At 46.5% G+C, this 22,702-nt stretch carries 23 protein-coding genes; 13 read left to right on the top strand and 10 right to left on the bottom strand.

What is annotated here, in order from left to right:
- Window positions 1-13 precede the first annotated feature (13 nt).
- Both ACH32G_RS06345 and ACH32G_RS06350 read left to right on the top strand, forming a co-directional pair.
- Window positions 14-1,708 carry a M20 family metallopeptidase gene (locus ACH32G_RS06345; RefSeq protein WP_448814122.1) on the top strand — a complete coding sequence of 565 codons (1,695 nt, stop codon included), beginning with the start codon at window positions 14-16 and terminating at the stop codon, window positions 1,706-1,708.
- 11 nt (window positions 1,709-1,719) lie between these two features.
- Window positions 1,720-3,138 carry an amino acid permease gene (locus tag ACH32G_RS06350; protein WP_448814123.1) on the top strand — a complete coding sequence of 473 codons (1,419 nt, stop codon included), beginning with the start codon at window positions 1,720-1,722 and terminating at the stop codon, window positions 3,136-3,138.
- Between the two features lie 32 nt (window positions 3,139-3,170).
- Here ACH32G_RS06350 and ACH32G_RS06355 read toward each other — a convergent pair whose 3' ends face one another.
- Window positions 3,171-4,373 carry a multidrug effflux MFS transporter gene (locus ACH32G_RS06355; RefSeq protein WP_448814124.1) on the bottom strand — a complete coding sequence of 401 codons (1,203 nt, stop codon included), beginning with the start codon at window positions 4,371-4,373 and terminating at the stop codon, window positions 3,171-3,173.
- Between the two features lie 220 nt (window positions 4,374-4,593).
- Here ACH32G_RS06355 and ACH32G_RS06360 point away from each other — a divergent pair, with 220 nt between their 5' ends.
- Window positions 4,594-5,832 carry an MFS transporter gene (locus ACH32G_RS06360; RefSeq protein WP_016937563.1) on the top strand — a complete coding sequence of 413 codons (1,239 nt, stop codon included), beginning with the start codon at window positions 4,594-4,596 and terminating at the stop codon, window positions 5,830-5,832.
- Window positions 5,833-5,875: 43 nt separating this feature from the next.
- Here ACH32G_RS06360 and ACH32G_RS06365 read toward each other — a convergent pair whose 3' ends face one another.
- Complete coding sequence (locus tag ACH32G_RS06365; protein WP_264819327.1) at window positions 5,876-6,655, bottom strand: SDR family oxidoreductase; 780 nt, start codon at window positions 6,653-6,655, stop codon at window positions 5,876-5,878.
- Window positions 6,656-6,775: 120 nt separating this feature from the next.
- On the bottom strand, window positions 6,776-7,540 hold the full coding sequence (gene hemQ, locus ACH32G_RS06370) for a hydrogen peroxide-dependent heme synthase (protein ID WP_016937570.1): 765 nt from the start codon (window positions 7,538-7,540) through the stop codon (window positions 6,776-6,778).
- A 256-nt stretch (window positions 7,541-7,796) separates the two neighbouring features.
- On the opposite strand from hemQ, the gene pta reads away from it, so the two are divergent.
- Complete coding sequence (gene pta, locus ACH32G_RS06375) at window positions 7,797-8,768, top strand: phosphate acetyltransferase (RefSeq protein WP_045926607.1); 972 nt, start codon at window positions 7,797-7,799, stop codon at window positions 8,766-8,768.
- A gap of 38 nt (window positions 8,769-8,806) precedes the next feature.
- Here the strand turns inward: pta and ACH32G_RS06380 are convergent, their stop codons facing one another.
- Complete coding sequence (locus ACH32G_RS06380) at window positions 8,807-9,784, bottom strand: YeiH family protein (RefSeq protein ID WP_342007173.1); 978 nt, start codon at window positions 9,782-9,784, stop codon at window positions 8,807-8,809.
- Between the two features lie 115 nt (window positions 9,785-9,899).
- Between ACH32G_RS06380 and ACH32G_RS06385 the strand changes: the two genes are divergently transcribed.
- The 6 genes from ACH32G_RS06385 (at window position 9,900) to ACH32G_RS06410 (ending at window position 14,604) form a co-directional block, all read left to right on the top strand.
- Window positions 9,900-10,790 carry a LysR family transcriptional regulator gene (locus tag ACH32G_RS06385; protein ID WP_016937573.1) on the top strand — a complete coding sequence of 297 codons (891 nt, stop codon included), beginning with the start codon at window positions 9,900-9,902 and terminating at the stop codon, window positions 10,788-10,790.
- Between the two features lie 55 nt (window positions 10,791-10,845).
- Entirely contained in the window at window positions 10,846-11,709 is an 864-nt protein-coding gene (locus tag ACH32G_RS06390) for a lipoate--protein ligase family protein (protein ID WP_045926605.1), read from the top strand.
- Window positions 11,710-11,861: 152 nt separating this feature from the next.
- The gene (locus ACH32G_RS06395; RefSeq protein WP_016937575.1) at window positions 11,862-12,041 is read left to right on the top strand and encodes a hypothetical protein; all 180 of its coding nucleotides are present in this window, start codon (window positions 11,862-11,864) and stop codon (window positions 12,039-12,041) included.
- A 46-nt stretch (window positions 12,042-12,087) separates the two neighbouring features.
- Window positions 12,088-13,011 (top strand): DUF6895 family protein, encoded by a 924-nt coding sequence (locus ACH32G_RS06400; RefSeq protein ID WP_448814125.1) that lies wholly within the window; start codon window positions 12,088-12,090, stop codon window positions 13,009-13,011.
- Window positions 12,980-13,777 carry a hypothetical protein gene (locus ACH32G_RS06405; protein WP_448814126.1) on the top strand — a complete coding sequence of 266 codons (798 nt, stop codon included), beginning with the start codon at window positions 12,980-12,982 and terminating at the stop codon, window positions 13,775-13,777. The genes ACH32G_RS06400 and ACH32G_RS06405 overlap by 32 nt, the downstream gene beginning before the upstream one ends.
- Entirely contained in the window at window positions 13,768-14,604 is an 837-nt protein-coding gene (locus ACH32G_RS06410; protein ID WP_448814127.1) for a hypothetical protein, read from the top strand. The genes ACH32G_RS06405 and ACH32G_RS06410 overlap by 10 nt, the downstream gene beginning before the upstream one ends.
- Here the strand turns inward: ACH32G_RS06410 and ACH32G_RS06415 are convergent.
- From ACH32G_RS06415 to ACH32G_RS06435, 5 genes are all read right to left on the bottom strand, one after another.
- On the bottom strand, window positions 14,594-15,547 hold the full coding sequence (locus tag ACH32G_RS06415) for an ABC transporter permease subunit (RefSeq protein WP_448814128.1): 954 nt from the start codon (window positions 15,545-15,547) through the stop codon (window positions 14,594-14,596). The genes ACH32G_RS06410 and ACH32G_RS06415 overlap by 11 nt on opposite strands.
- The gene (locus ACH32G_RS06420) at window positions 15,544-16,464 is read right to left on the bottom strand and encodes an ABC transporter ATP-binding protein (RefSeq protein ID WP_448814129.1); all 921 of its coding nucleotides are present in this window, start codon (window positions 16,462-16,464) and stop codon (window positions 15,544-15,546) included. Before ACH32G_RS06420 ends, ACH32G_RS06415 begins: the two co-directional genes overlap by 4 nt.
- 97 nt (window positions 16,465-16,561) lie before the next feature.
- Window positions 16,562-17,116, bottom strand: a complete 555-nt coding sequence (locus ACH32G_RS06425) for an HAAS signaling domain-containing protein (RefSeq protein ID WP_366971044.1) — start codon at window positions 17,114-17,116, stop codon at window positions 16,562-16,564.
- Window positions 17,117-17,431 carry a PadR family transcriptional regulator gene (locus ACH32G_RS06430; RefSeq protein WP_012118696.1) on the bottom strand — a complete coding sequence of 105 codons (315 nt, stop codon included), beginning with the start codon at window positions 17,429-17,431 and terminating at the stop codon, window positions 17,117-17,119.
- Between the two features lie 261 nt (window positions 17,432-17,692).
- Complete coding sequence (locus tag ACH32G_RS06435; RefSeq protein WP_016937584.1) at window positions 17,693-18,466, bottom strand: RsfA family transcriptional regulator; 774 nt, start codon at window positions 18,464-18,466, stop codon at window positions 17,693-17,695.
- A gap of 202 nt (window positions 18,467-18,668) precedes the next feature.
- Here ACH32G_RS06435 and ACH32G_RS06440 point away from each other — a divergent pair, with 202 nt between their 5' ends.
- From ACH32G_RS06440 to ACH32G_RS06450, 3 genes are all read left to right on the top strand, one after another.
- Complete coding sequence (locus tag ACH32G_RS06440) at window positions 18,669-18,893, top strand: DUF1450 domain-containing protein (RefSeq protein ID WP_003151034.1); 225 nt, start codon at window positions 18,669-18,671, stop codon at window positions 18,891-18,893.
- 159 nt (window positions 18,894-19,052) lie between these two features.
- Window positions 19,053-20,354: an HD domain-containing protein gene (locus tag ACH32G_RS06445; RefSeq protein WP_016937586.1), complete on the top strand. Its 1,302-nt coding sequence runs from the start codon at window positions 19,053-19,055 to the stop codon at window positions 20,352-20,354.
- Between the two features lie 39 nt (window positions 20,355-20,393).
- Entirely contained in the window at window positions 20,394-20,894 is a 501-nt protein-coding gene (locus tag ACH32G_RS06450; protein WP_007407653.1) for a YwgA family protein, read from the top strand.
- A 63-nt stretch (window positions 20,895-20,957) separates the two neighbouring features.
- On the opposite strand, the gene ACH32G_RS06455 is transcribed toward ACH32G_RS06450, so the two are convergent.
- Complete coding sequence (locus ACH32G_RS06455) at window positions 20,958-22,337, bottom strand: APC family permease (protein ID WP_016937587.1); 1,380 nt, start codon at window positions 22,335-22,337, stop codon at window positions 20,958-20,960.
- Window positions 22,338-22,702 lie beyond the last annotated feature (365 nt).

The raw sequence follows: 22,702 nt of genomic DNA on the forward strand, positions 1-22,702 counted from the left end.
AGGGGGATGGAACATGTATCAGCAGCTCAGCAAGATGCTTCCGGAGGAGAAAATAGAAGCCATTACGAAATCACTGGTGGCGTTAAACAGCATCAACGGCACATTGGGAGAAGGAAAAAAAGCCGACTATATCAAAGATATGATCAAGAGCTTTCCCTACTTTCAGGAAAACCCGTCACATGTGTGGGAGCAGGCGATTCCTGAGGACCCTTACGGCCGCAAGAATATCTTCGCTTTTATTGAAGGAAACGGTGACAGTCTGAATACGGTCATTTATCACGCTCATCTTGATACGGTCGGCATAGAAGACTTCGGCCCTTTAAAAGATATCGCTTTTGATTCCGACCGTCTCGCGGAATATTTCTCAAGCTATGAATTTGATCGGGATGTGCAGCGGGACGCCCGCTCAGGCGAGTGGATGTTCGGAAGGGGCTCGGTTGATATGCAGAGCGGTATTGCCGTTCATCTCACCAATCTGCTTCACTTTTCTGAACGGCGCGATCAGCTGCCGGGCCATATTCTGTTCATGGCAAACCCGGATGAAGAAAGCCAGCACTCCGGCATTTTAACGAGCATTTCTGAATTAAAACGGCTGAAACGAGAAAAGCAGCTTCGATATTTAGCAGCGATTAATAACGACTTCATCACCCCGCTGTATGAAGGTGACACGACAAGGTACATCTACACGGGCGCGGCAGGGAAGCTTTTGCCTTGCTTTGCGATTTACGGGCGGGAGGTGCATGTCGGTGATACGCTGTCCGGCATCGATCCGAATTTGATCGCCTCAGAAATCACCAGAAGAATCCACAACAATATTCATATGGCGGAAAACATTGAAGGGGAGCTTGTGCTGCCGCCGACCTGCCTCTACCAGCGTGACAACAAGGAAGCGTATAACGTGCAGACCGCCGTCAGCAGCCATGTCTATTTTAATTATTTTATTTACGAAAAAACCGCCAAAGAAGTCATGAATCAGCTGACTGCCGTGGCTGAGGAAGCATGCAAAGAGACAGAACAAAAATTATCTGATTATTACGACGAATACTGCGAGAGAACGAGCCTCCCGAAAAAAGACATCACATGGAACGTTCAAGTGTACAGTCTGGAAGATTACTTGAAAAGGCTGAGAAGCCGCGGCATCGACCCGGCTCAGTGTATAGAGCAGGCATTTAAAACATATGAACATCTTGAACTGCGGATGAGATGCTTTAAAGCCGTCGAGGAACTGCAAAAACTGGATCCTGAGCAGGGCGCCAAGGTTATTATTTTTTATGCGCCGCCGTACCTTCCGCACAATTATCTGAAGAAAGAGAGCACGCGGGACCGGCTTTTGCAGCATGTCATTCAAGAAGCCGTCGATAAAACAGCGGCGTCAACGGGGGAAACATTCATCTTTAAAAAGTTTTTTCCTTATTTAGCGGACGGAAGCTTTTTATCGCTGCATGAAACAGACGCGGAGGTCGCCGCCTTTACCGATAATTTTCCGGGCTGGGATGTCATCGGGACGATTCCTTTTAAAGAAATAAGGGAATTAAATATTCCGTCAGTCAATATGGGGGTATACGGCAAGGATGGCCATAAATGGACGGAACGGGTGTATAAACCGTACACATTCCATGTTCTGCCGAAACTCATTCAGCAGACGACGCTGCACCTTTTGCACAGCTATCGATTAGACATCGCACAAAAGGCTGACATAACGGAATAAGGGGGATGTATATGCAGGGAGATACCAATCAAAATGAATTGCAGCGCACGATGAAGGGCCGGCATTTGTTTATGATCGCACTCGGCGGCGTGATCGGGACGGGGCTGTTTATGGGCTCCGGTTTTACGATCAGTGAAGCTGGACCGATCGGCGCGATATTGGCTTATGTGATCGGCGGATTCTTAATGTATCTGGTGATGCTTTGTTTGGGGGAGCTTGCAGTCGCCATGCCGGTCGCAGGATCATTTCAGGCGTATGCGGCAAAGTTTCTCGGGCCGTCTACTGGTTTTACGATCGGGTGGATGTACGCATTCAGCTGGGCCAATACAGTGGGGCTTGAGCTGACGTCGGCGGGGATTTTAATGCAGCGGTGGTTTCCGGCCGTTCCGATTTGGGTGTGGTGCCTTGTATTCGGCGTCGTCATTTTCTCCATTAATGCGCTGTCGGCACGGAGTTTTGCGGAAATGGAATTTTGGTTTTCCAGCGTTAAGGTTATGGCTATTGTATTATTTATTATTCTCGGCTGCGCTGCCGTATTCGGCTTTGTCGGTTTTAATGGCGGGCAGACGGCGCCGTATCTGTCAAACTTTACGACGGACAAAGGGCTTTTCCCGAACGGGGCTCAGGCCGTGCTGTTTACGCTTGTCATGGTGAATTTTTCATTCCAAGGAACCGAACTGGTCGGAATCGCCTCGGGAGAAAGCGAAAATCCGGAAAAGACGCTTCCCCGCTCAATCCGAAACGTCATATGGCGCACGCTGTTTTTCTTCGTGCTGGCGATGTTTGTTCTCGTGTCCATTTTGCCGTACCAAACGGCAGGGGTCATCGAAAGCCCGTTTGTCGCTGTGCTGGATAAAATCGGCGTACCCTATGCGGCTGACATCATGAACTTTGTCATTTTGACCGCCATGCTGTCGGTGGCGAACTCCGGGCTGTACGCTTCGTCCAGAATGATGTGGTCTCTATCAAAAAGTAAAATGGGCCCCGCTTCCTTAACAAAACTGACGAAAAAAGGCGTGCCTCTGAAAGCCTTGTTCATCACCATCGCCATCTCAGGTTTATCGCTGCTGACAAGTGTAGTCGCGGCTGAAACGGTGTACGTGTGGCTCATTTCCATCTCGGGTATGATTACCGTCGTCGCGTGGATGTCAATCTGCGCTTCACAATTCGTTTTCCGGAGACGCTTTCTGGCTGAGGGAGGAAATCTGAAAGACCTGGCATTTAAAACGCCTCTTTATCCGATCGTGCCTATCCTCGGATTTTCAGTTTACGGTCTTATCTTAATCAGTCTCATTTTTATTCCGGACCAGCGTATCGGCCTGTACTGCGGCGTCCCGTTGATGATCATCTGTTACGCGTATTACCACTTCGGTATCAAAAAACGCCTGAAACGTGAGCCGGCTTCTTCGGAAAAAGGCGCAGCAGGATAAGAAAAAAAGCCCTCCGTAAAAAGCGGCGGGCTTTACTTTGTTTTTCGTTTTGCCGACAGCACGTAGGAAAGAACGGCAAAGAGCTGAAAACCGAAAATGCTGACAGCCATCGGCCAGGCGTTTTCTTCTCCGGCAATACCGACCAGGGGAGCGGCAAGCGCGCCGCCGATAAAGGGCAGGAGTCCGAGAAGAGCCGCTGCGCTTCCCGCGCCTTTCTCCTGTTTCTGCATAGCCAAAGAAAACCCTGTCGTCGTGACGATCCCGACAGAAGAAACAATAATAAATAAAGAAATGCAGACCGCCGTCAGACTCAAACCGAAAGCAAGCGATAAAAGCAAAGCGACGCTCCCGATGACGGCAATGACCAATCCGGAGACAAACAGCTTCCGTTCATCATGTGTTTTGGCCATCCGTCCCGTCATTTGGGTGGCGCATATGATTCCCGCGCCGTTTACGGCAAACAGCAGGCTGAACATTTGCGCCGATACGCCGTAGATATTTTGCAGCACAAACGGCGACCCGGCAATATATGCGAACATGCCGGTCATCACAAATGCCTGGCTGAGCGCAAATCCCATAAACATCCTGTCACCGAGCAGGCCGCGAAACGTCATCAGCGTCTCCCGGAGTCCGCCGCTTGTCCGCCTTTCCGGCGGGAGTGATTCAGGCAATGCCGTAAGCACTGCTGCAAAGATGATACAGCCGATCACCGCCAGCACGATAAATACGATTTTCCAGCCGGCAAACTGAAGGATAAATCCCCCTGTAATCGGCGCTAAAATCGGCGCCGCCCCATTGACGAGCATCAGCAATGAGAAAAAAGCCGTCAATTCTTTTCCGGAATACATATCGCGCGCGGAAGCCCGTGCAATGACGATTCCGGCCGCTCCTGTGAATCCTTGAATAAACCTCATGACAATTAAAAACGAAACAGAAGGGCTGAAGGCGCATAATAAAGATGCCAGCGTATAAAGCAGCAATGACAGAATCAGCGGTTTCCGGCGCCCGATCATATCACTGAGCGGCCCGACAACGATTTGGCCGACCGCCAGCCCCAAAAGACAAAACGTCAGGCTCAGCTGCGCAAGGGACGCTGTCGTATGGAGATCGGCCGCCACTTCAGGCAAAGCGGGCAGATACATATCGAGCGAAAGCGGCCCGAATGAAGCGAGCGTCCCGAGAATCAATACCATGCCGAAGCTTGCGCGGGCGGCCTTTGAACCAGCATTATTCATTTCATGACCCACCTTAACGAATGATTCTATCACTATAGCATAACCGGAAGGTATATTTTATATCATTTATCGAATATAAAATAAATGGATTATTTAAAATCTGAATGCAAATAAAAAAAACAGAATTTTTTTTCGAATGAAATGTAAAATGGAAAATAAGGATGCTAAACTATGAAATAACAAATGTTAAAAAGTTTTACGGAGGAAGTGTTCAAAGAGCATGAACAGCAAACAAATCGATCACATCGAAATGAAACGCCGATTTCCGCTCTGTCTCGCGCTTGCTTTGACATTAGGCGTATTTGCCGCGGGTTCTGAAGAGCTGGTGATTTCCCCGCTGCTTCCGGATTTAGCACGGGCTTTCAGCTCGGATGTCAGTGTGCTGGCGCTTTCCATCAGTATTTACGGAGTGATGATTTTTATCGGCGCGCCGCTTCTGGTTCCTCTGGGAGATAAATATTCCCGGGAACTCAGCTTGATGGCAGGGCTGCTTATATTTACGGCCGGCACGGTGATCTGCGCGCTGGCGCACAATCTCTTTTTCTTCTTTCTGGGCAGAGCGCTTTCCGGACTTGCGGCGGGGGCGTTTGTTCCGACAGCATATGCAGTCGTCGGCGACCGTGTGCCTTATGCGTACCGCGGCAAGGTGATGGGACTGATCGTTTCAAGCTGGTCGCTCGCTTTGATTTTCGGCGTCCCCATCGGTTCTTTTATCGGCGGTGTTTTGAATTGGCGGTGGACATTTTGGATTTTCGCCCTGATGTCTGTTCTCGTTGCTTCGCTCATTTTCATTGAGGCGCGCCGCAGCACGGCAGACGGGAACAAAACAGAAGAGGAAAGCGTACGGCAGGCAGGCACCTTCAGGGATGCGCTGAAGGTGCCCCGCGTCCCTGTATACCTCACGATCACCTTCTGCAACATGATCGGTTTTTACGGCATGTATTCCTTTCTCGGCACATATCTTCACCGCGTGCTGCCGGGGGGAAATACAGCTTCCGGGCTGCTGATCATGGTGTACGGAATCGGTTTTTCCATGAGCGTGTTCACGGGGAAAATCGCAGACAAGGCGGGGAAAATGCGCTCTTTGATCGCGGCATTGGCCGTGATCAGCATATGGCTTGCCTGCCTCGCCTATGCGCCGTCATCAATGCCGATTTTGGTCATCGGGTTATTCATCTGGGGCTTGATGCAAAGCCTGACGGTGACCTTGCTCAGCACCATTTTAAGCGATTGCTCACATAGCCGCCGCGGCAAAATCATGGCATTTTACAGTCTGGCGTCCAATTTGGCCGTGACCTTGGGCTCGGCTGTCATGGGTCCGGTCTATGTCGGATACGGATATGCAGCTGTCGGGTTTATCTGTGCGGCCGTCACCCTCATCGGCTTTGTCCTCAGCGTTTTTGCTTACAGAAGATATGGCAGTTATGAGCATAAGGCCGACCAATCATTGTATCGGTAAATAAAGTTTATAAAAAACACCCCGCTGACAGCGGGATGTTTTTTTATATGCTTTTCATGCTTCCGCCGTCGGCCGACACTTGCTGTCCCGTAATATAAGAAGCTTCTTCCGAGGCGAGAAAGGCAGCCAGCGCCGCGGTTTCTTCGGCGGTTCCGACACGCTTCATCGGAACGTCCGAGGCAATCCGTGCTTCCGCTTCCGCTTCGGAAATTCCGTTTTTCTTCATCATGTTCTGCACAAATTTTTGATAACGATCCGTGGCGATAAATCCGGGATTCAGACAGTTGACAGTGATGTGAAAAGGCGCAAGCTGAGTGGCGATATTTTTGCTGGCATTAATTAAAGCGGCGTTCATCATGCTGTTGGTGAACATGTCGGCGCCGGGTTCTTTCCATAGGTTTCCGACGATATTAATGATTCTGCCGGATTCGTGCTGCTTCATGATCGCTGCGGCCGTTTTCATAGAGTCGATATAGGCGATTGTTTTATTCGTAAAAGTATTGGTCATATTCTCTATATCACAGTTTTCAAAGGTATCCGGCGCACCGCCGGGAATGTTGTTGATCAATACATCAAGCCGTCCGCATTTTGATCTGATGTCCTCAAAAATGCCGGTTCTCGTCTTCTGGTCCGACATATCCCCGGCCAGAACGGTGACGCCCGCATCCGGATGCTTGGCGAGGATCTCCTCTTTTACCGATTCAATATTTTCGGGAACCCGTGAATTAATGACGGTATGAAAGCCATTGTCCGCCAGTTTCAAAGCAATCGCTTTGCCGATCCCCTGACTGGCGCCCATAATAAATGCGGTTCGTTTTGACAACTGTCTGCACCCCTTTACAAAATGGAATCTCCTTAACATCGTAAAAAAAAAATGATTAAAACAGCAAATCTTATTTAAATTCTGACAAATGAAAAAACCCGCCGGATAGGCGGGTGGGTGTTACACGTGCAAAAACTTCGGAAGCGTGTCGAGAGACAATCGGTTTCCGACAAAGAATGAGCCGAATTCGCCGTAGCGCGCGCTGACCTCGTCAAAACGCATTTCATAGACAAGCTTTTTGAACTGAAGCACATCATCACTGAAGAGCGTGACGCCCCATTCATAATCGTCAAAACCGACAGATCCCGTGATAATCTGTTTGACTTTGCCTGCGTAGCTCCGTCCGATTAAGCCGTGGCTTCTCATCAGGTTTCTGCGTTCATCCATAGAAAGCATGTACCAGTTGTCATTTCCGCTTCTTCTCTTATCCATCGGGTAGAAGCAGACATATTTCGCTTCCGGCAGCTCAGGATACAGGCGGGCGCGGACATGCGGATTTTCATACGGATCGCCTTCTCCGCTTGCCAGATAGTTGCTCAGCTCAACCACGGACACGTAAGAATAAGCCGGGATTGTAAATTCAGCAAGCTTTGATTTATTAAATTCAAGCTCGATTTCGTTCAGCTCTTCCATTGTCGGGCGAAGAATCATCAGCATAAAATCAGCTTTCTGTCCGACGATGCTGTAGATGGTTTGCGAGCCTTTGCCTTCTTTTTGGGCGACGCCCCATTTTTCAAGCAGTCCCGTAAATTCGTGTATAATCGACAGGCGCTCATCGCTGGATAACTGCTTCCATGACGTCCAGTCCATTGTGCGGAAATCGTGAAGCGCATACCAGCCGTCAAGCGTTTGTGCGGCCTCGTTCGTTTTTTGCTGCTCACTCATGTATCTTCACTCCTATATCTTTTCATTGATGCCTTCACTATATCACAGTTTAACCGTTTCGGCTGTGGAGAAACCTTGAATAATCCCACCCCTTGTATCAGAAACTAAGCCGTAAACTACCCGTCAGTTAAATTAGTTAGAAAAATAAGATTTCTTATTGAAAGCGCTATAATAGAAGTTGGTTATTTGAATTTAGCTGGAAGAAGAGTATGCTGTAAAAGTAAGCGTTTTTTGTCAACATAGAGGAGGGTATATCGTGGCAGATTTATTTACAAAAGTACAAGAAAAAGTAGCAGGAAAAGATGTGAAAATCGTATTTCCTGAGGGGTTGGACGAACGTATCCTGGTTGCGGTCAACAATTTGGCGGGCAACAAGGTATTAAAGCCGATCGTAGTCGGCAATAAAGAAGACATTCAAGCAAAAGCGAAAGAATTAAATCTTACACTTGACGGCGTTGACATTTTTGACCCGCATACATATGAAGGCATGGAAGAACTCGTTCAGGCTTTCGTAGAACGCCGCAAAGGCAAAGCGACGGAAGAACAGGCCCGCAAAGCTTTGTTAGACGAGAACTATTTCGGCACGATGCTTGTGTACAAAGGTCTCGCGGACGGACTTGTCAGCGGAGCTGCACATTCTACTGCCGATACGGTGCGCCCTGCACTGCAAATTATCAAAACAAAAGAAGGCGTGAAAAAAACATCAGGCGTCTTCATCATGGCCCGCGGTGACGAGCAATATGTGTTCGCTGATTGCGCGATCAACATTGCCCCTGACAGCCAGGACCTTGCTGAAATCGCCATTGAAAGCGCCAATACGGCTCAAATGTTTGATATTGACCCGCGCGTTGCCATGCTCAGCTTCTCTACAAAAGGATCGGCAAAATCTGATGAGACGGAAAAAGTGTCAGAAGCGGTGAAAATCGCGAAGGAAAAAGCGCCTGAGCTTACGCTTGACGGCGAATTCCAATTTGACGCTGCATTTGTGCCGTCTGTTGCGGAGAAGAAAGCGCCGGACTCCGATATTAAAGGAGACGCGAATGTATTTGTATTCCCAAGCCTTGAAGCAGGAAACATCGGCTACAAAATCGCTCAGCGTTTAGGCGGCTTTGAAGCGGTCGGACCGATTCTGCAAGGATTAAATATGCCTGTAAACGATCTTTCCAGAGGATGTAATGCGGAAGACGTCTACAATCTTGCGTTAATTACGGCTGCTCAAGCGCTGTAATCCGGAAAAAGCCGGCCTTTTAAGAAGGCCGGCTTTTTTTATAGAAAGAAAGCCACTGCGGCCCAGCCGAACAGCGATAAACAGAGAGAGCCGATCAAGCCAGCCGCGAGCGCCCGCCAGCCATTATGACGAAACGCCGATATATGAACGTTCAAACCGAGACCCGCCATTGCCATGCCGATTAAAACATAGGACACTTGAACAAGAAACGCGGAATGCGCGGCGGAAATGATGCCTGATGTGTGGATGGCGCTCATTCCGAGAAATCCGAAGATAAACCAAGGGATCGGCAGTGAAGCAGCAGAGACCGTCTCTGATTTCCCGCTGCGGCGCGCCCGCATTCCAAGCATGAATGCGGCCGGGACGAGCAGCGCGACCCGAGTCAGCTTGACGATCACCGCCATCTCGACGGCTGCTTTTCCTCCGGCGCTTCCGGCCGCCGCCGCATGCGCCACCTCATGAAGCGTTGCCCCGCAAAAGGCGCCGTAAGCAGCAGGAGAAAAGCCCAATACATGATAAGAAAGAGAATATACAACAGTAAAAACGGTTCCTAATAACGAAACGGCGGCTGCACTGATGGCTGTCGCATTTTCGTTTGACCTGATCTGCGGCGCGATCGCGGCAATGGCAGCCGCCCCGCAGATCGCTGTGCCGCAGGCTGTTAACATGCTGAGTGTCTGATCAATGCGAAACAGCCGGGACAGTCCGTATACGACCGCACCCGCAACCATCATACAGCAGACGGCAATTGCAAATACGTGCCAGCCGGCATGATAGATATCCGTCAAGTTCAGTCTCATGCCAAGCAGGATAATACCGGCTTTAAGCAAGTATTTGCTTGAGAATCGAATCCCCGGCTCCAATGCCGCCTGCTGTCCGAAAACGGCGCGCCAGACCATTCCGATCAGCATCGCGAGGACAAGCATTCCGAGCAAATTTAAAAACGGCAGGCGGCTGGCATAGAAAGCCGCAAACGCAATTCCTGCGGTAACTGAAACACCCTTTACCATCTTCATCTCCGTCACTTCCCGTTAGGTTGATAACTCCACTTTACTGCGGTCTTAATCATTAGTAAAATATATTTATATGATCTAAACAATTAGGAAAAATAATGATAAGGGGCGATGCTTTTTGTATTATGGGGAACTGAAAACATTCATTGCCGTCGTGGAAGAAAAAAACTTTACAAAAGCGGCGCAGAAGCTGATGATTTCTCAGCCGAGCGTCAGCCTTCACATTAAAAATCTGGAGAAAGAATTCCAAACCGCCTTGCTGAACCGCTCCCCGAAGCACTTTACGACTACGCCGACGGGGGACATTCTCTATCAGCGCGCCAAGCAAATGGTCTTCTTGTACGAGCAGGCGAAAACCGAAATTTACGCCCATCATCATTATGTCAAAGGGAAGCTCAAAATCGCCGCGAGCTTTACCATCGGCGAATATATTCTGCCGCCGCTTCTTGCAAAGCTTCATGACGAGTATCCCGAACTGAACCTTGACGTCATGATCGGGAACACGGAGGAGGTCAGCGAAGCAGTTCGGATGCTTCAAGCCGATATCGGATTAATAGAAGGACATACGGGGAAAAACGAGCTCGACATTCAGCCGTTCATGGAGGATGAATTATGCATTGCTGCTCCGAACGGGCACCCGCTCGCCGGCAGAAAAAACATCCCGGTCACCGACTTGCAAAATCAAGCGTGGGTGACGAGGGAGAAGGGTTCGGGGACGAGGGAATATTTGGACCATGTCCTGCATTCAAACGGACTGCGGCCGAAATCCATGATGACGATCAGCAGCAACCAGGGCGTCAAGGAAGCTGTGATCAGTGGAATGGGTCTTTCCGTTCTGTCAAAAAGCGTACTGCAAAAGGATCTGCTTCACGGCAGCATTTCCGTGCTTCAGATCAAAGGATTTTCCTTAAAGCGGAAACTGTCTATCATTCAATCTTCCATTATGGAGAACACAAAAAACAAAGAAATCTTCATCGCTCTTTTGAAAAGTCAATTTCAATCATCTTAAGCGGAATGATATAATAAATGCATGGAGAGCCTATGACGAAAGGGATTTAATATAGATGGGAAAGCAACCGATTGATTTATTGATGCAGCCGAGCTGGAGAATCATTGACCAATCCAGCCTCGGTCCTTATTTTGATGCGAAGCAGTCATTCGCAATGGATGATACGCTGTGCGCCTCCGTAGGCAAAGGGGAATCGCCTGCGACAGCACGCTCGTGGGTGCACCACCGGACGATCGTGCTCGGCATTCAGGACACACGCCTGCCGTTTTTAGAGGACGGCGTGAAATTGCTGGAGGACGAAGGCTATCGTGTAATTGTCCGCAATTCAGGAGGCCTCGCGGTCGTTCTTGATGAAGGCGTATTGAATATCTCGCTTATTTTTGAAGACGAGAAAAAAGGCATCGACATCGACAGAGGCTACGAGGCGATGACGGAGCTGGTGCGGCGGATGCTGCGTTCGTACAATGCTGAAATTGAAGCATATGAAATTAAAGGATCGTATTGTCCGGGCAGCTATGATCTCAGCATCGGCGGGCGGAAATTCGCGGGAATCTCACAAAGGCGCCTGCGGGGCGGAACCGCAGTTCAGATTTACCTCTGCGCTGATAAAAGCGGAAGCGAACGCGCCGATCTGATCAGACGTTTCTATCAAGCCGCTTTAAAAGACAAAAGCAATGACACAAAAGGCGTGTACCCCGACATCCGGCCTGAAACGATGGCTTCCTTAAGCGAATTGCTGCAAACGGACATTACCGTGCAGGACTTAATGCTGTCACTTTTAACCGAACTGAAGGAACGCAGCGGCCGCCTGTATGCAGCCGGATTATCGCCGGAAGAAGAAATGGTATTTGAAAAAAATCTGACCCGAATGCTGGAACGGAATGAGAAGGTGTTCGGTACGCAGGAAAGCTTGGACTAGGTCCGGGCTTTTTTATTTTTAGTAATTATATACTAATTAGTTATAGTGAAAAAAGAATCGTTATTCTAAAACTAGTTTACAATTTATCCCTTATTTGATTAATATATTGTTGTAGGTTCCAAATAATTCTATAAACTAGAGGAGATGGAGATATGAATTTTAAAAAAATAAAAGAGGAAAAAAGAATCACGATCCCGACACATTTGTTAGCCGGAGATGCGGAGCAATCAGGCAATAGCTTTGCTTGGAGCGGCTGGGTGCTTGTAGTACCGAGCCAAGAAGACAATCAAAACCCGAATTTGAATTTCAATGATTTAGCCGTTCAGAATTAGATTCATCCGTTTGGAACCTACGCATCTTAGAAAAGGCGGTGAGAGTTTGACACAGGAGTATATAAGAGAAATTAAGCGGGGAGCACTGTCATGGATTGTTGAGAATATCCATTATTTTGATATGAATCATAAAGTAGCGAACGATTTCAGATGGCGGCTTAAAACATTTATAGAGCTTATTTTTCTTACCAATTACCTGATCAGAAATCAGGCAGATGATAAGGAAGTTGCTGTTTTAACGGAATTTATTACAGAAAGGCTCCGTAATGATCAGCTTGAAGAATTTATTCATTTTGATCCGGACGGCCTTGCCGGATTGGCTATTGCAGGTGAATTTCTTGTCTTAACTGATCACCCGACACGGGCTTCAGTGATATGGGAGCTGGAAAAATTCACGGCGTCTCGTTTTGATGAAAGCCTTGCTAAAATTCCCTTTCGAAAAATGGATCTGAAGTACAGTCTGCAAAGAGCAGGCGTAAATTTAGAAATGCCGGATTTTTCTGATTTATACTGCTACACGGCAGCCGGTCAAAATATCCCAAATACATATATGACTGACCATGATGCGTACAGTATCACTCATACGATTTTTTATATAACAGATATGGGATGTTCTTCGCTTACAGATAAAGAGTATCATCTGCCCTCCTTAAAAGAAAAGGTTCTGAAATTTCTCGGGATTTATATATGTCTTGAGAATTTAGATATTACCAGTGAATTATTGATGTGCAGCTCTTTTTTACATATCGACATGGAAAAAGAAAATCATAAACCGCTCTATGAGGCAGCCTGGAATAAAATATTTCAGGGCCGAATGAAAGAAGGGAATATCCCGGGCATCACCTATCAACATAAACCTGGTTTGAAAGGTGAGCAGCAAAGAGAAGATGTGTTTAAACACTGCTACCATACAACACTTGTCGCCGCGGGTGCCGCGCATGCTTGTCTTAGAGCAGAAAGGAACGATTAACTTGAATAGATTAGCTGAAGAGACAGAACAATTTTTATTATCTTTTGCTGAACAATCGCTTCCGGATATGAAGAGCATTCAGCTGTTTGCCGGCTTCTGCAAATACTACAGGAAGACGAGCCATTCTTCCGTTCTAAAAGAACATATTGAAAGGATTGCGGCAGCCTTCGTTGATAAGTCATGCTGGGAGGATCTGTTTCACTGCAATACGGCCATAGTCAATGAATTGATTCATATCTATTTAACATCAAAAACTTATAAAAAGAAGCAGGGATTGCAAGCGGATGATCAGATCATACGTCATGGATTGCAAAACGGATATCTTACAAAAAAAGAATGGCCTTATTTTAAATACGCCGAATTAGTCGGTTTGCTGAACGAACTGGAAATGCCATTTGATCAGGAAAAAGTCCGTTTTTACAAAAATTCGATGTTTCAGCCTTTGCTCCGCGACGCATGGAAAAGAACAGCTGAAAACGAGCTTGAGTTTATTGAGTACTGTCTTCTTCATTTGAATAAGGGGGAGCATCAGCTTCATCCCGGCTTGAAGGCTTCCATTCAAAAATGGCTTGTGTTTTGTCTCAGCAGCCGAAAAATGAAACAGCTTTGCACTATGTTATTGATCCAATCGTGTATCGATCCTTTTTTTTATGGCTGTCAAGCAGCCCTTCATTACATAAATAACGAGAATCCATCCATTCAATGTGCTCCGGCTCTTCTGCCGGCGATTGAGATTCTGAATCTGGAGTGTCGAACATGCAGATAGTAAAGGGACATTTTAATATAAAAAAAACAGAAGAATGGCTGCTGGGTTTTTGGAAGAACCTTCAGCTGCAGCCGGAAGAGATGGAAGCTGATGACCTTATGCACCTGTTTTGCGGTTTAGCGGCATGTCATCATTTTGAAAGCAGAAAGGATACAGAAGAAGTTATTCTATTCCTAGACCGTTATTTCGGAGAAAAAACGCATGAATGCCACCCGGTCCTGTTCGCGTATGCGTATCATGTTTACCGCAGGATGGATGCCGCAAAAAGCATTTTTTTTCATAACGGACTGGAACAAATGGTCCGCGGTTTACAAGAGGAACTGAAATCAGAGCCCGCCTCTATGATCCTCATGGTGTTAGCAGCTTATTTTGGGGCAGTGACCCCGGAAGAGCTGATCATTTTCTTAGAAACCGCAATGAAACGGGAGGCCGATTTGCTCACGGCACCGGGCGGCATGCAGGAAGAACAGGCAGATGCCCTTTATGCCGTCTCTTATTTGCAAATGAAAGAATTACAGCCTTTTCTCACAAAATGGTACAAAACATCGGACTTTGCTTTCTCAGGTTTAATGTTAGCCGAGTGCAGAAAGTATCACATTGATGCCGTTGCGAAATACACAGCCATTATGAAATTTCTTCGATTCGATGACGCTCTTTTTATACAGGAAGGGCGGGAATTTCTACGCTTTCAGCAGCGAAGCAGCGGGAGCTTCGGTTATTTGAATCCATTAGCGATGGATCAAGGGAAGGCCAGCGGCAAATTGCTGGACCGTCAGTATTTTCTGCCGTCCGCTCATTATGCCGCCGCCTCTCTGTCTATGCTGTAATGTCTCTCTTTTGAAAGACGGAAAAAGAAATCAATAAACAAATAAGAAAGTAGATCGCTATAACCGTCACGGAATAGGGAATGTTTAACGTTGAAATTGCATCACCCGCGCTTTTATTTACATAAGCAACGAGATTTAAATGCGGAAATAGTGTGAATTTATACCACGTAAATTGAGCAAGCAAATCTGTTCCGCCCAATATACTGCCGGCAAACAGCAGTAAAACGGATAAGCAAAGGGAGAGAGCCTGACTTTTGAACAATACTGACAAAGTGAACGCGATGGTGACAATACTTATAATTGAAATGAAACGCAAAAGAAGAATGATCCCTGATGCTTTTATGGAACTGATGGTATACAGACTGTCATTTAAATGAGTATAGACGAGCGGATATGAAGCATTGGAAAAACCGAATAACACGCCGCCGATCAGCAAACAGCTCACACAGTAAAACAAATAAACCATACCGGTAAACAGAAGGGACGCGAGAAATTTTGATGCTAAAATCCGCCATCTTCGGTTCGGGCTTGTGGCGATAAACTTAATCGTCCCAAGGGCAAACTCTTTAGAAACAACCCCGCAGACGGTTAAAATCGCGGTTAAGCATACGAAAATCTCAAGCCCGTTTGAAGTAACCGTGCCGAAAAACCTCCAGCCGTTCCATTCATAGGGGTTGATGTTATGCTCCAAGTAATAGTCTTTATTCTTAACATCAGCAGAATAATAAACGCCTGTCGTTTCAGCCGGTTTATCAATTTCTTCCTGTTTTTTTTCGGCGAGAAGCCGTTCCTTCCAATTGTTATCCGAGGAAGCATCTAACTCATGATTCATAATAAGGCCGGCCAGCAAAACGATGAGAAACAGGAAAAAAAGAGATAAAAGCGTGCTTTTTTTTCGGGTTATTTTTATGAATTCGTTCTGCGCCAGATGAAATATGCTCATACCGCGTCCTCCTGATCTGTAATCATCATGTATTTTTCTTCCAATGACAAAGTTCTTGCAGAAACGCGGGAAATCAGAATCTCTTTCTCTGCCAAAGATTTAATGACATACGGGATGGTATCTTCTTCCGCTTCCAATTCAATAATGCGGCTGTCTTTTTGCTGTACTTGAAGAATACCTTCCTGTTCCAAAATTTCTTTCGCCCTTTCAGAGTGATTGACCGTGATGGTAAACAGCTTTTTCTGGGCAGGGTCATTTCTTTTCTTCATTTCTTCAATTCCTAAAATCCGGCCCTTTTTGATATAGGCAACTCTGTCGCAAATTTCCTCCATTTCAGATAATAAATGGCTTGATAATAAAATAGAAACCCCTTGCTTCGTTAAATCAGAAAGAATGGTGCGCAATTCTCTCATTCCTTTAGGATCAAGGCCGTTCATCGGTTCATCCAGAATTAATAACCCGGGATTGTGAAGAAGAGAATAAGCGAGCCCCAAGCGCTGTTTCATACCTAATGAGAAATGTTTCACTTTTTTACGGGCAGCCTGCTCTAATCCGACTTTTGCAAGGATATTCATGAGGTCATCCGTTTTCATCGAGGTGCTCCGCAGTCTGGTGAAATATTTCAGGTTTTGCAAAGCGGTCATATTCGGATACATGTCCGGGCCTTCGATGATAACCCCGATATGATTCATAAAATATTCAAAGTCGCTGTCCGGTCTGCCCCTGAACGAAATGGTTCCTTCCGTTTTTTTAATAAGCTGTACGATCATTCTGAAAATAGTGGTTTTTCCCGAGCCGTTCGGTCCGAGAAGGCCGAAAATCTCACCTTTTCTCACATCGAAAGAAATTGACTGTACAATCGGAGTATGATTGATGGTTTTAGAAACATTTTTCAATATCAGGGCCGGTTCAGTCATAATATTTGCACACCTTCCTTATGAATTAGGATAAAAGCCGTCAAAACCGAAGAACATGCTTCCGATCAGACCGGCTGCGATTAAAATGAGAGCAATGCTATACCACATTTTCCGTTTCAATGTTTTCCCTCCTTACAACGCTGACATTCCATTTGAAATAGCGCAAAAAGATGCGGAATATCAGTTTCGAAAGATCAAATCCGGCCATAAACACTGCCATACCGGCTCCGAGGACAATACATCCGTTAAAGATGGCTGTTACAATCGGCACTTTTACGAGGAGAAAGAATGATCCGGTCATCAGCATAAGGCCGATCGCCATCAAACTTAACACCGTAACAGAGGCAAAAAGAAACGGTGTCAGCATAAACATGAAGTTGAACATGCCCATACCCAGCAGCAGGCCGAATGCCTTGAAAAAGGAGCGCCATGTCTTCTGCTCCTGGGCATTATTGATGAAAATATCCGCTTTTAGAGTGCGCGCAAGTGTTTTTGGATTACCTAAATTGCCGGCGATTTGTTCATCGCTTTTTCCTTCAGCCCCGCCCATGTCAAATATTTCGCTGATATCCGCGAGTATCTCTTTTTGTTCAAATTCCGGCAGATCTTTTATTTCCCGCCGGAGATGTTTTAAATATTGGTCTTTACACATTCATTTTCCCTCCTTAATGATGCTGTTCACTTTTTCGGACAGGTCAAGCCATTCCGATTTTAATGTGTGATGATAAAAGGCGCCTTCTTCTGTTACTTTGTAATATTTGCGTGACGGGCCTTGATCTGAAGCTGCTGTATACGTTTTTAAATAGTTATTTTTTGTGAGTCTTCGTAATATGGGGTAGATGGTGCCCTCCGATACAGGGAACGTTTCACTTATGATCTTGATTAATTCATAACCATATAAATCTTCATAAAGAAGCAGGGATAACACACAAAGTTCCAACGCTCCTTTTCGTAATTGGCTACTCATTTACTATCATTCCCATCATATCTAATAATTGTATTATTTATACAGTGTATTGCACAGTAGTAAATCAAGCAATAATTCCCAAGAACCATTTGGGGTGAGGAATTGAATCTTTATGCTTATGTGCGGGCGGGAACCGAGATATGCAGGCCTTGCGGGAAGAAGACCTCATGAACAATGTTTACATTAATATAGATCAGGTTGTACGTCATTGACAAATGGCAAAAACCCCTTTTTCCATGACAAGGAAAGGGGGTTTTTCCGTTATTCGGCCATTTTTTCTAAATTGCCGTTCCGGTCCATTTTGAAGGACGGGGAGGCGTGTTCGTCTTCTTCAAATAAAACTAGTTTTCTGGCTCTGTTCATAATTTTAACCAAGGTTTCGTAGTCTTCCTGAATGGTTTTTTGGTCTTTTTCAAGCTTTTCGACGGCCGCTTCCAGCTGCTCGGTTTTAGACTGCAATTCTTTGTTTTCCCGTTTTAAACGGTCATTTTCCATTTGCAGGGCGGAAGTTTGCTTTCCGCTGCCTTCATAGCTCTGCAGAAATTGAATGACGTCTGCCATTGTGAGCTCCGCCTTTTGGCTCGGCTGCTGAGGCGCCAGCAAATGTGATAAACTAGCTAACTCTTCCTTGAAGCTTTCATCGACATAAGGCATATGTTCGCCGGACATGACGGCTTGCCGGTCTTCTTTAGGCGCTTCTGCTTGAACCGTCTCTTCGGCTGCGGTTTCCTGCATGATATCCGCTTCCGGAGCAGGCGGCTGATATAATAGTTTCTTCTTGGCCGGCTGTCCGTTTCCGAGCGCGCGCATCCGCTGTTTCCGCTGTTTTTTGGCGAGCTGAAGCGCTTTTTCGTATTGATGGCGGACGACGGCATTCCATCTGAATCCGCACGCTGCCGACGTTCTGTTTAACTTATCGCCTACCTCTTCAAAGGCGTTCAGCTGCGTGCTTCCTTCCCGAACGTGACGGAGCACGGTTTCCGCAAGCAGCAGGTCGTTTTCTTCTGACCAGGCGTCCTGTCTTTGTTTTGTCAATGTTCTCAACCCCCAATATCTTTGATGGTATTAGAATGTCCAGATTGGAAAATATTTATACAAATTGGCTGAAAGAATGAGAGATACGCAGAGCCTTGCAGGATAAGATGAATCCTTGTACAATGAGATGTGGTGTGATTTTTTTCGTTTTTAAAATTAAGATTTAACATAGAGGAACATTGAATGAAGGGAAGCGTACATCATGGCTAATGAATTCCGAGTGTGTGATGATTGCCAAGCCACCAATATTAAGACATTGCTGCCGCGTTTAAAAGAAGCTGACCCGGATGCAAAAGTGGAGGTCGGCTGTCAGTCATATTGCGGGCCCGGACGCAAAAAATCGTTTGCTTTCGTAAACAACCGCCCGCTGTCGGCGCCGACTGAGGACGAGCTGATTGAGAAAGTGAAAAAGAAGATCAAAAAGTAAATGTGTGTTTCGACAGCCTCGCCCGATGGGTCAGGCTTTTTTGCTTCAAAAAAATCAGTTTCGGAAAAAGTGGAACAAAACGCCGGACAAATTCAAGGATGTTTTCAAAAGACTGAGCCGATATAATAGAATCACGGCTAAAAAAAAGAGGGAATGACGATGGCGTATCCAAATGGAAAATTATCAGAAGAAAAAGTGTTTAAAGATCCCGTTCACCGCTATGTACATGTGCGGGACAAGCTGATCTGGGATTTGATCGGCACCCGTGAATTTCAGCGGCTGCGCCGGATCAAACAGCTCGGTACGACGTATTTGACGTTTCACGGCGCGGAACACAGCCGTTTTAACCATTCTCTCGGCGTCTATGAGATTGTCAGAAGAATGGTTGACGATGTTTTTAAAGGGCGCCCTGAATGGGATGACAATGAACGCGAACTCTGTCTCAGCGCCGCGCTTTTGCACGATTTGGGACATGGGCCGTTTTCGCATTCCTTTGAAAAGGTTTTTCATCTGGATCATGAAGACTTTACGAGAGAAATTATTCTCGGCGATACCGAGGTGAATCAGGTTCTCAGAAAGGCGGGTCCCGGATTTCCGCAGGATGTTGCAGAAGTCATTGCTAAAACATACAGAAACAAACAGGTGGTCAGCCTGATTTCGAGCCAGATTGACGCCGACCGGATGGATTATCTTCAGCGGGACGCGTACTATACGGGCGTCAGCTACGGACATTTTGATATGGAACGGATTTTAAGGGTGATGCGTCCGCGTGAGGACCAGATCGTCATTAAGCAAAGCGGCATGCACGCCGTCGAAGACTATATTATGAGCCGCTATCAAATGTATTGGCAGGTGTATTTTCATCCCGTGACGAGAAGCGCTGAAGTCATTTTGACGAAAATCCTCCACCGTGCGAAGCAGCTCCATGAAGAAGGGTATATCTTCACGCATGCTCCCGTTCATTTTTATTCCATCTTTGAAGGGAAGCTGACGCTTGAGGATTATCTGAAGTTAGATGAAGCTATCATTTTATATTATTTCCAGGCTTGGGAGGATGAAGAGGATCAGATTCTGTCCGACTTGTGCCGCCGCTTTATTAACCGCCAGCTGTTTCAGTATGCCGAATTTAACCCGAATGAGGAAATGTCGGCTTATTTTGAACTGACTGCTCTGTTTAAAGAGGCGGGAATTGATCCCAATTATTATTTGGTGGTCGATTCTTCATCGGATCTGCCGTATGATTTTTACCGACCGGGTGAAGAGGAGGAGCGTCTGCCGATTCATCTGTTAACGCAGAACGGCCAGATCAAAGAGCTGTCCAGGCAGTCCGCCATTGTCGAATCCATTTCGGGGAAACTGCGGACGGATCATAAGCTGTACTATCCGATGGACCTCATTTTTGACGATTCAGAAAACCCTGAAGCGAAATTAAAAATCCGGCAGCTGCTGGGACTGACATAAAAGGATTTTGGTAAAGAAGGAAAAGGAGATGTCGGGAATTTGTTGAAAGAACATGCAAAACTGATGAAGGTGTTCTCGGATTCTGGAGAAATCATCGGGCGGAAAAAGCTGCAGAAAATCATTTATATCGCGAAGAAAATGCAGTATCCTTTCTACGAAAAATATGATTTTCATTTTTACGGCCCGTATTCCGAAGAACTGACGCTTCGAATTGAAGAGCTGTGCAATCTTGGGTTTCTGGATGAGGTGAAGGAAAAAAAGGGCGGCTACTTTCAATACCGGTATTCGCTGACGGAGACGGGCGCTGAGTTTTTACATCACGCGGAGCTGACGATGCCGGATATGAAGAAGTACATCGACAGCGTCAACAGCCGTTCATCCCGGTTTCTGGAGCTGGTGTCTACGATTTTGTATTTTGACGGCCTTGAAGCTGAGGAAAAGAAAGAGAAAGTGTTTACGATAAAGAGCAAGCAGAAATATACAGATGAAGAATATGATGAGGCGCTTCACTACATAGAAGAGCTGAAACACATTTGTTAAAGGCGATGGCTTTCGTCTTTTTTTATGTAAAAACCAGGCCGCAACATGCGGGCCTGGTTTTGTTTATTGTCTCAATTTGCTGTGCTTGTACGAATATAAAAAGTAAACGATCACGCCGATGATCAGCCAGGCGGCAAAATAAAGCCACGTTTTCAGCGGCAGATTGACCATTAAAAACAAACAGCAGATAATGGCCAAAATCGGCAGTACGGGAACGAAAGGCACTTTAAATCCCCGAGGCAGATCCTTATGAGTGCGGCGCAGAATCAGCACGGACAGACTGACCATGGCGAATGTCAGCAATGCGCCGATGTTTGAGAGATCCGACAGTTCTTTCAGATCAACAAAACCCGCAATGCATGCACTGATCAGTCCGATCAGCCACGTATTAAAGATCGGCGCTCCCGATTTCTTTCCGACAATGGTAAAGACTTTCGGCAGCATTCCGTCTCTTGCCATCGCCAAGGATATGCGGGTCGCTGCATACGTATGCGCGAGAATGACGGCCATCAGCCCGATCACCGCTCCTGCAGCGATCACGCCCGCCACCGCATTTTGTCCGACAGTCTGCAATACATAAGACATGGCTTCCGGCACATTTAGCTGTGTATACGGAACCATCCCCGTCATGACGAGACAGACAATGACGTATACTAATGTACAGATCACCAGTGAACCGATAATGCCGATCGGCAGGTTGCGCTGCGGTTTTTTGACCTCTTCAGCCGAAGCGGAAATCGCGTCAAACCCGAGAAACGCAAAAAAGACGGCAGAAGCCCCTGTGATGACGCCTTTCATTCCAAAAGGCATAAAAGGATGCCAATTGCCCGGCTTTACAAAAAAGCTGCCTGTGATGATAAACAGCAAAACAATTCCGATTTTTACGAGAACCATTATATTATTAAATGTTTTGCTCTCTTTGGAGCCGCGTGACAGAACGACCGCAATTAATAGAGTAATGATGATGGCAGGAAGGTTGACGATGCCTCCCTGGCTCGGCACGTGCAGCAGACTGTCCGGCAAAGGCATGCCGATTTCGGCTAACAGATTATTGAAATAGCTTGACCAGCCGCTTGCGACCGCGGATGCCGTCACCATATAAACGGATAAGAGCGTCCAGCCCATTAAATGGCCGATAATTTCTCCCATCGTCGTGTAAGAGTAAATATAAGCACTTCCGTAAACCGGGAGAACAGAAGCGATTTCGGCGTAACATAATGCTGCAAGGCTGCAGACAACGGCTGCAATGATAAAAGAAAAGATAACGGAAGGCCCGGCGTTTTTCGCGGCCGTAATGCCTGTAAGGACCATGACACCCGTCCCGATGACGGCGCCGATGCCCAGTAATGTTAAATCAAATCCACCCATCGTTTTGGCAGTCTGCCTGTTTCTGCTTTGTTCAAGCAGCTGGGTGATGTCTTTTTTTTGTAGGATATTCCGCAACACGCATCCCTCCATCCGAAAGCAAAAACCAAGAGGAGCTCTTTGGCTTTTACCCGTGTCACATCTTCTGTGTAATCAACAATCCTGTGTTCTGTTTCCCTGTCTGTTTCGTTTCTTTTCCAATCATATTGTCTGCCGCATCCGATCAGATCAGCCACCTTTATGATTTTACCTGAATCGTGTCTATAAAACCAGCATTGCATAAAAGGATATGGTAAAAAAGAGGGAGACAAAAGTCTGTACGAGGCAGGATAAAAGTTGCGGGCATTCCGGCCGGAATTTTGACTTTCTCCGTAAGGTATCAGTAAAATGTAATAAAAAACTAACAAATGATGATGGATGCATCTTGAAATGGGGAGTTTCTG

The organism is Bacillus sp. CIS52 (assembly GCF_053545315.1).

Bases quoted from the DNA above. Each gene is read 5' to 3' on its own strand.
- ACH32G_RS06415 (WP_448814128.1), bottom strand. From the start codon at position 15,547: ATGAGCATATTTCATCTGGCGCAGAACGAATTCATAAAAATAACCCGA.
- ACH32G_RS06360 (WP_016937563.1), top strand. From the start codon at position 4,594: ATGAACAGCAAACAAATCGATCACATCGAAATGAAACGCCGATTTCCG.
- ACH32G_RS06425 (WP_366971044.1), bottom strand. From the start codon at position 17,116: ATGTGTAAAGACCAATATTTAAAACATCTCCGGCGGGAAATAAAAGAT.
- ACH32G_RS06345 (WP_448814122.1), top strand. From the start codon at position 14: ATGTATCAGCAGCTCAGCAAGATGCTTCCGGAGGAGAAAATAGAAGCC.
- ACH32G_RS06390 (WP_045926605.1), top strand. From the start codon at position 10,846: ATGGGAAAGCAACCGATTGATTTATTGATGCAGCCGAGCTGGAGAATC.
- ACH32G_RS06420 (WP_448814129.1), bottom strand. From the start codon at position 16,464: ATGACTGAACCGGCCCTGATATTGAAAAATGTTTCTAAAACCATCAAT.
- ACH32G_RS06350 (WP_448814123.1), top strand. From the start codon at position 1,720: ATGCAGGGAGATACCAATCAAAATGAATTGCAGCGCACGATGAAGGGC.
- ACH32G_RS06445 (WP_016937586.1), top strand. From the start codon at position 19,053: ATGGCGTATCCAAATGGAAAATTATCAGAAGAAAAAGTGTTTAAAGAT.
- ACH32G_RS06380 (WP_342007173.1), bottom strand. From the start codon at position 9,784: ATGAAGATGGTAAAGGGTGTTTCAGTTACCGCAGGAATTGCGTTTGCG.
- ACH32G_RS06405 (WP_448814126.1), top strand. From the start codon at position 12,980: ATGCTTGTCTTAGAGCAGAAAGGAACGATTAACTTGAATAGATTAGCT.
- ACH32G_RS06440 (WP_003151034.1), top strand. From the start codon at position 18,669: ATGGCTAATGAATTCCGAGTGTGTGATGATTGCCAAGCCACCAATATT.
- hemQ (WP_016937570.1), bottom strand. From the start codon at position 7,540: ATGAGTGAGCAGCAAAAAACGAACGAGGCCGCACAAACGCTTGACGGC.
- ACH32G_RS06410 (WP_448814127.1), top strand. From the start codon at position 13,768: ATGCAGATAGTAAAGGGACATTTTAATATAAAAAAAACAGAAGAATGG.
- ACH32G_RS06430 (WP_012118696.1), bottom strand. From the start codon at position 17,431: ATGAGTAGCCAATTACGAAAAGGAGCGTTGGAACTTTGTGTGTTATCC.
- ACH32G_RS06395 (WP_016937575.1), top strand. From the start codon at position 11,862: ATGAATTTTAAAAAAATAAAAGAGGAAAAAAGAATCACGATCCCGACA.
- ACH32G_RS06355 (WP_448814124.1), bottom strand. From the start codon at position 4,373: ATGAATAATGCTGGTTCAAAGGCCGCCCGCGCAAGCTTCGGCATGGTA.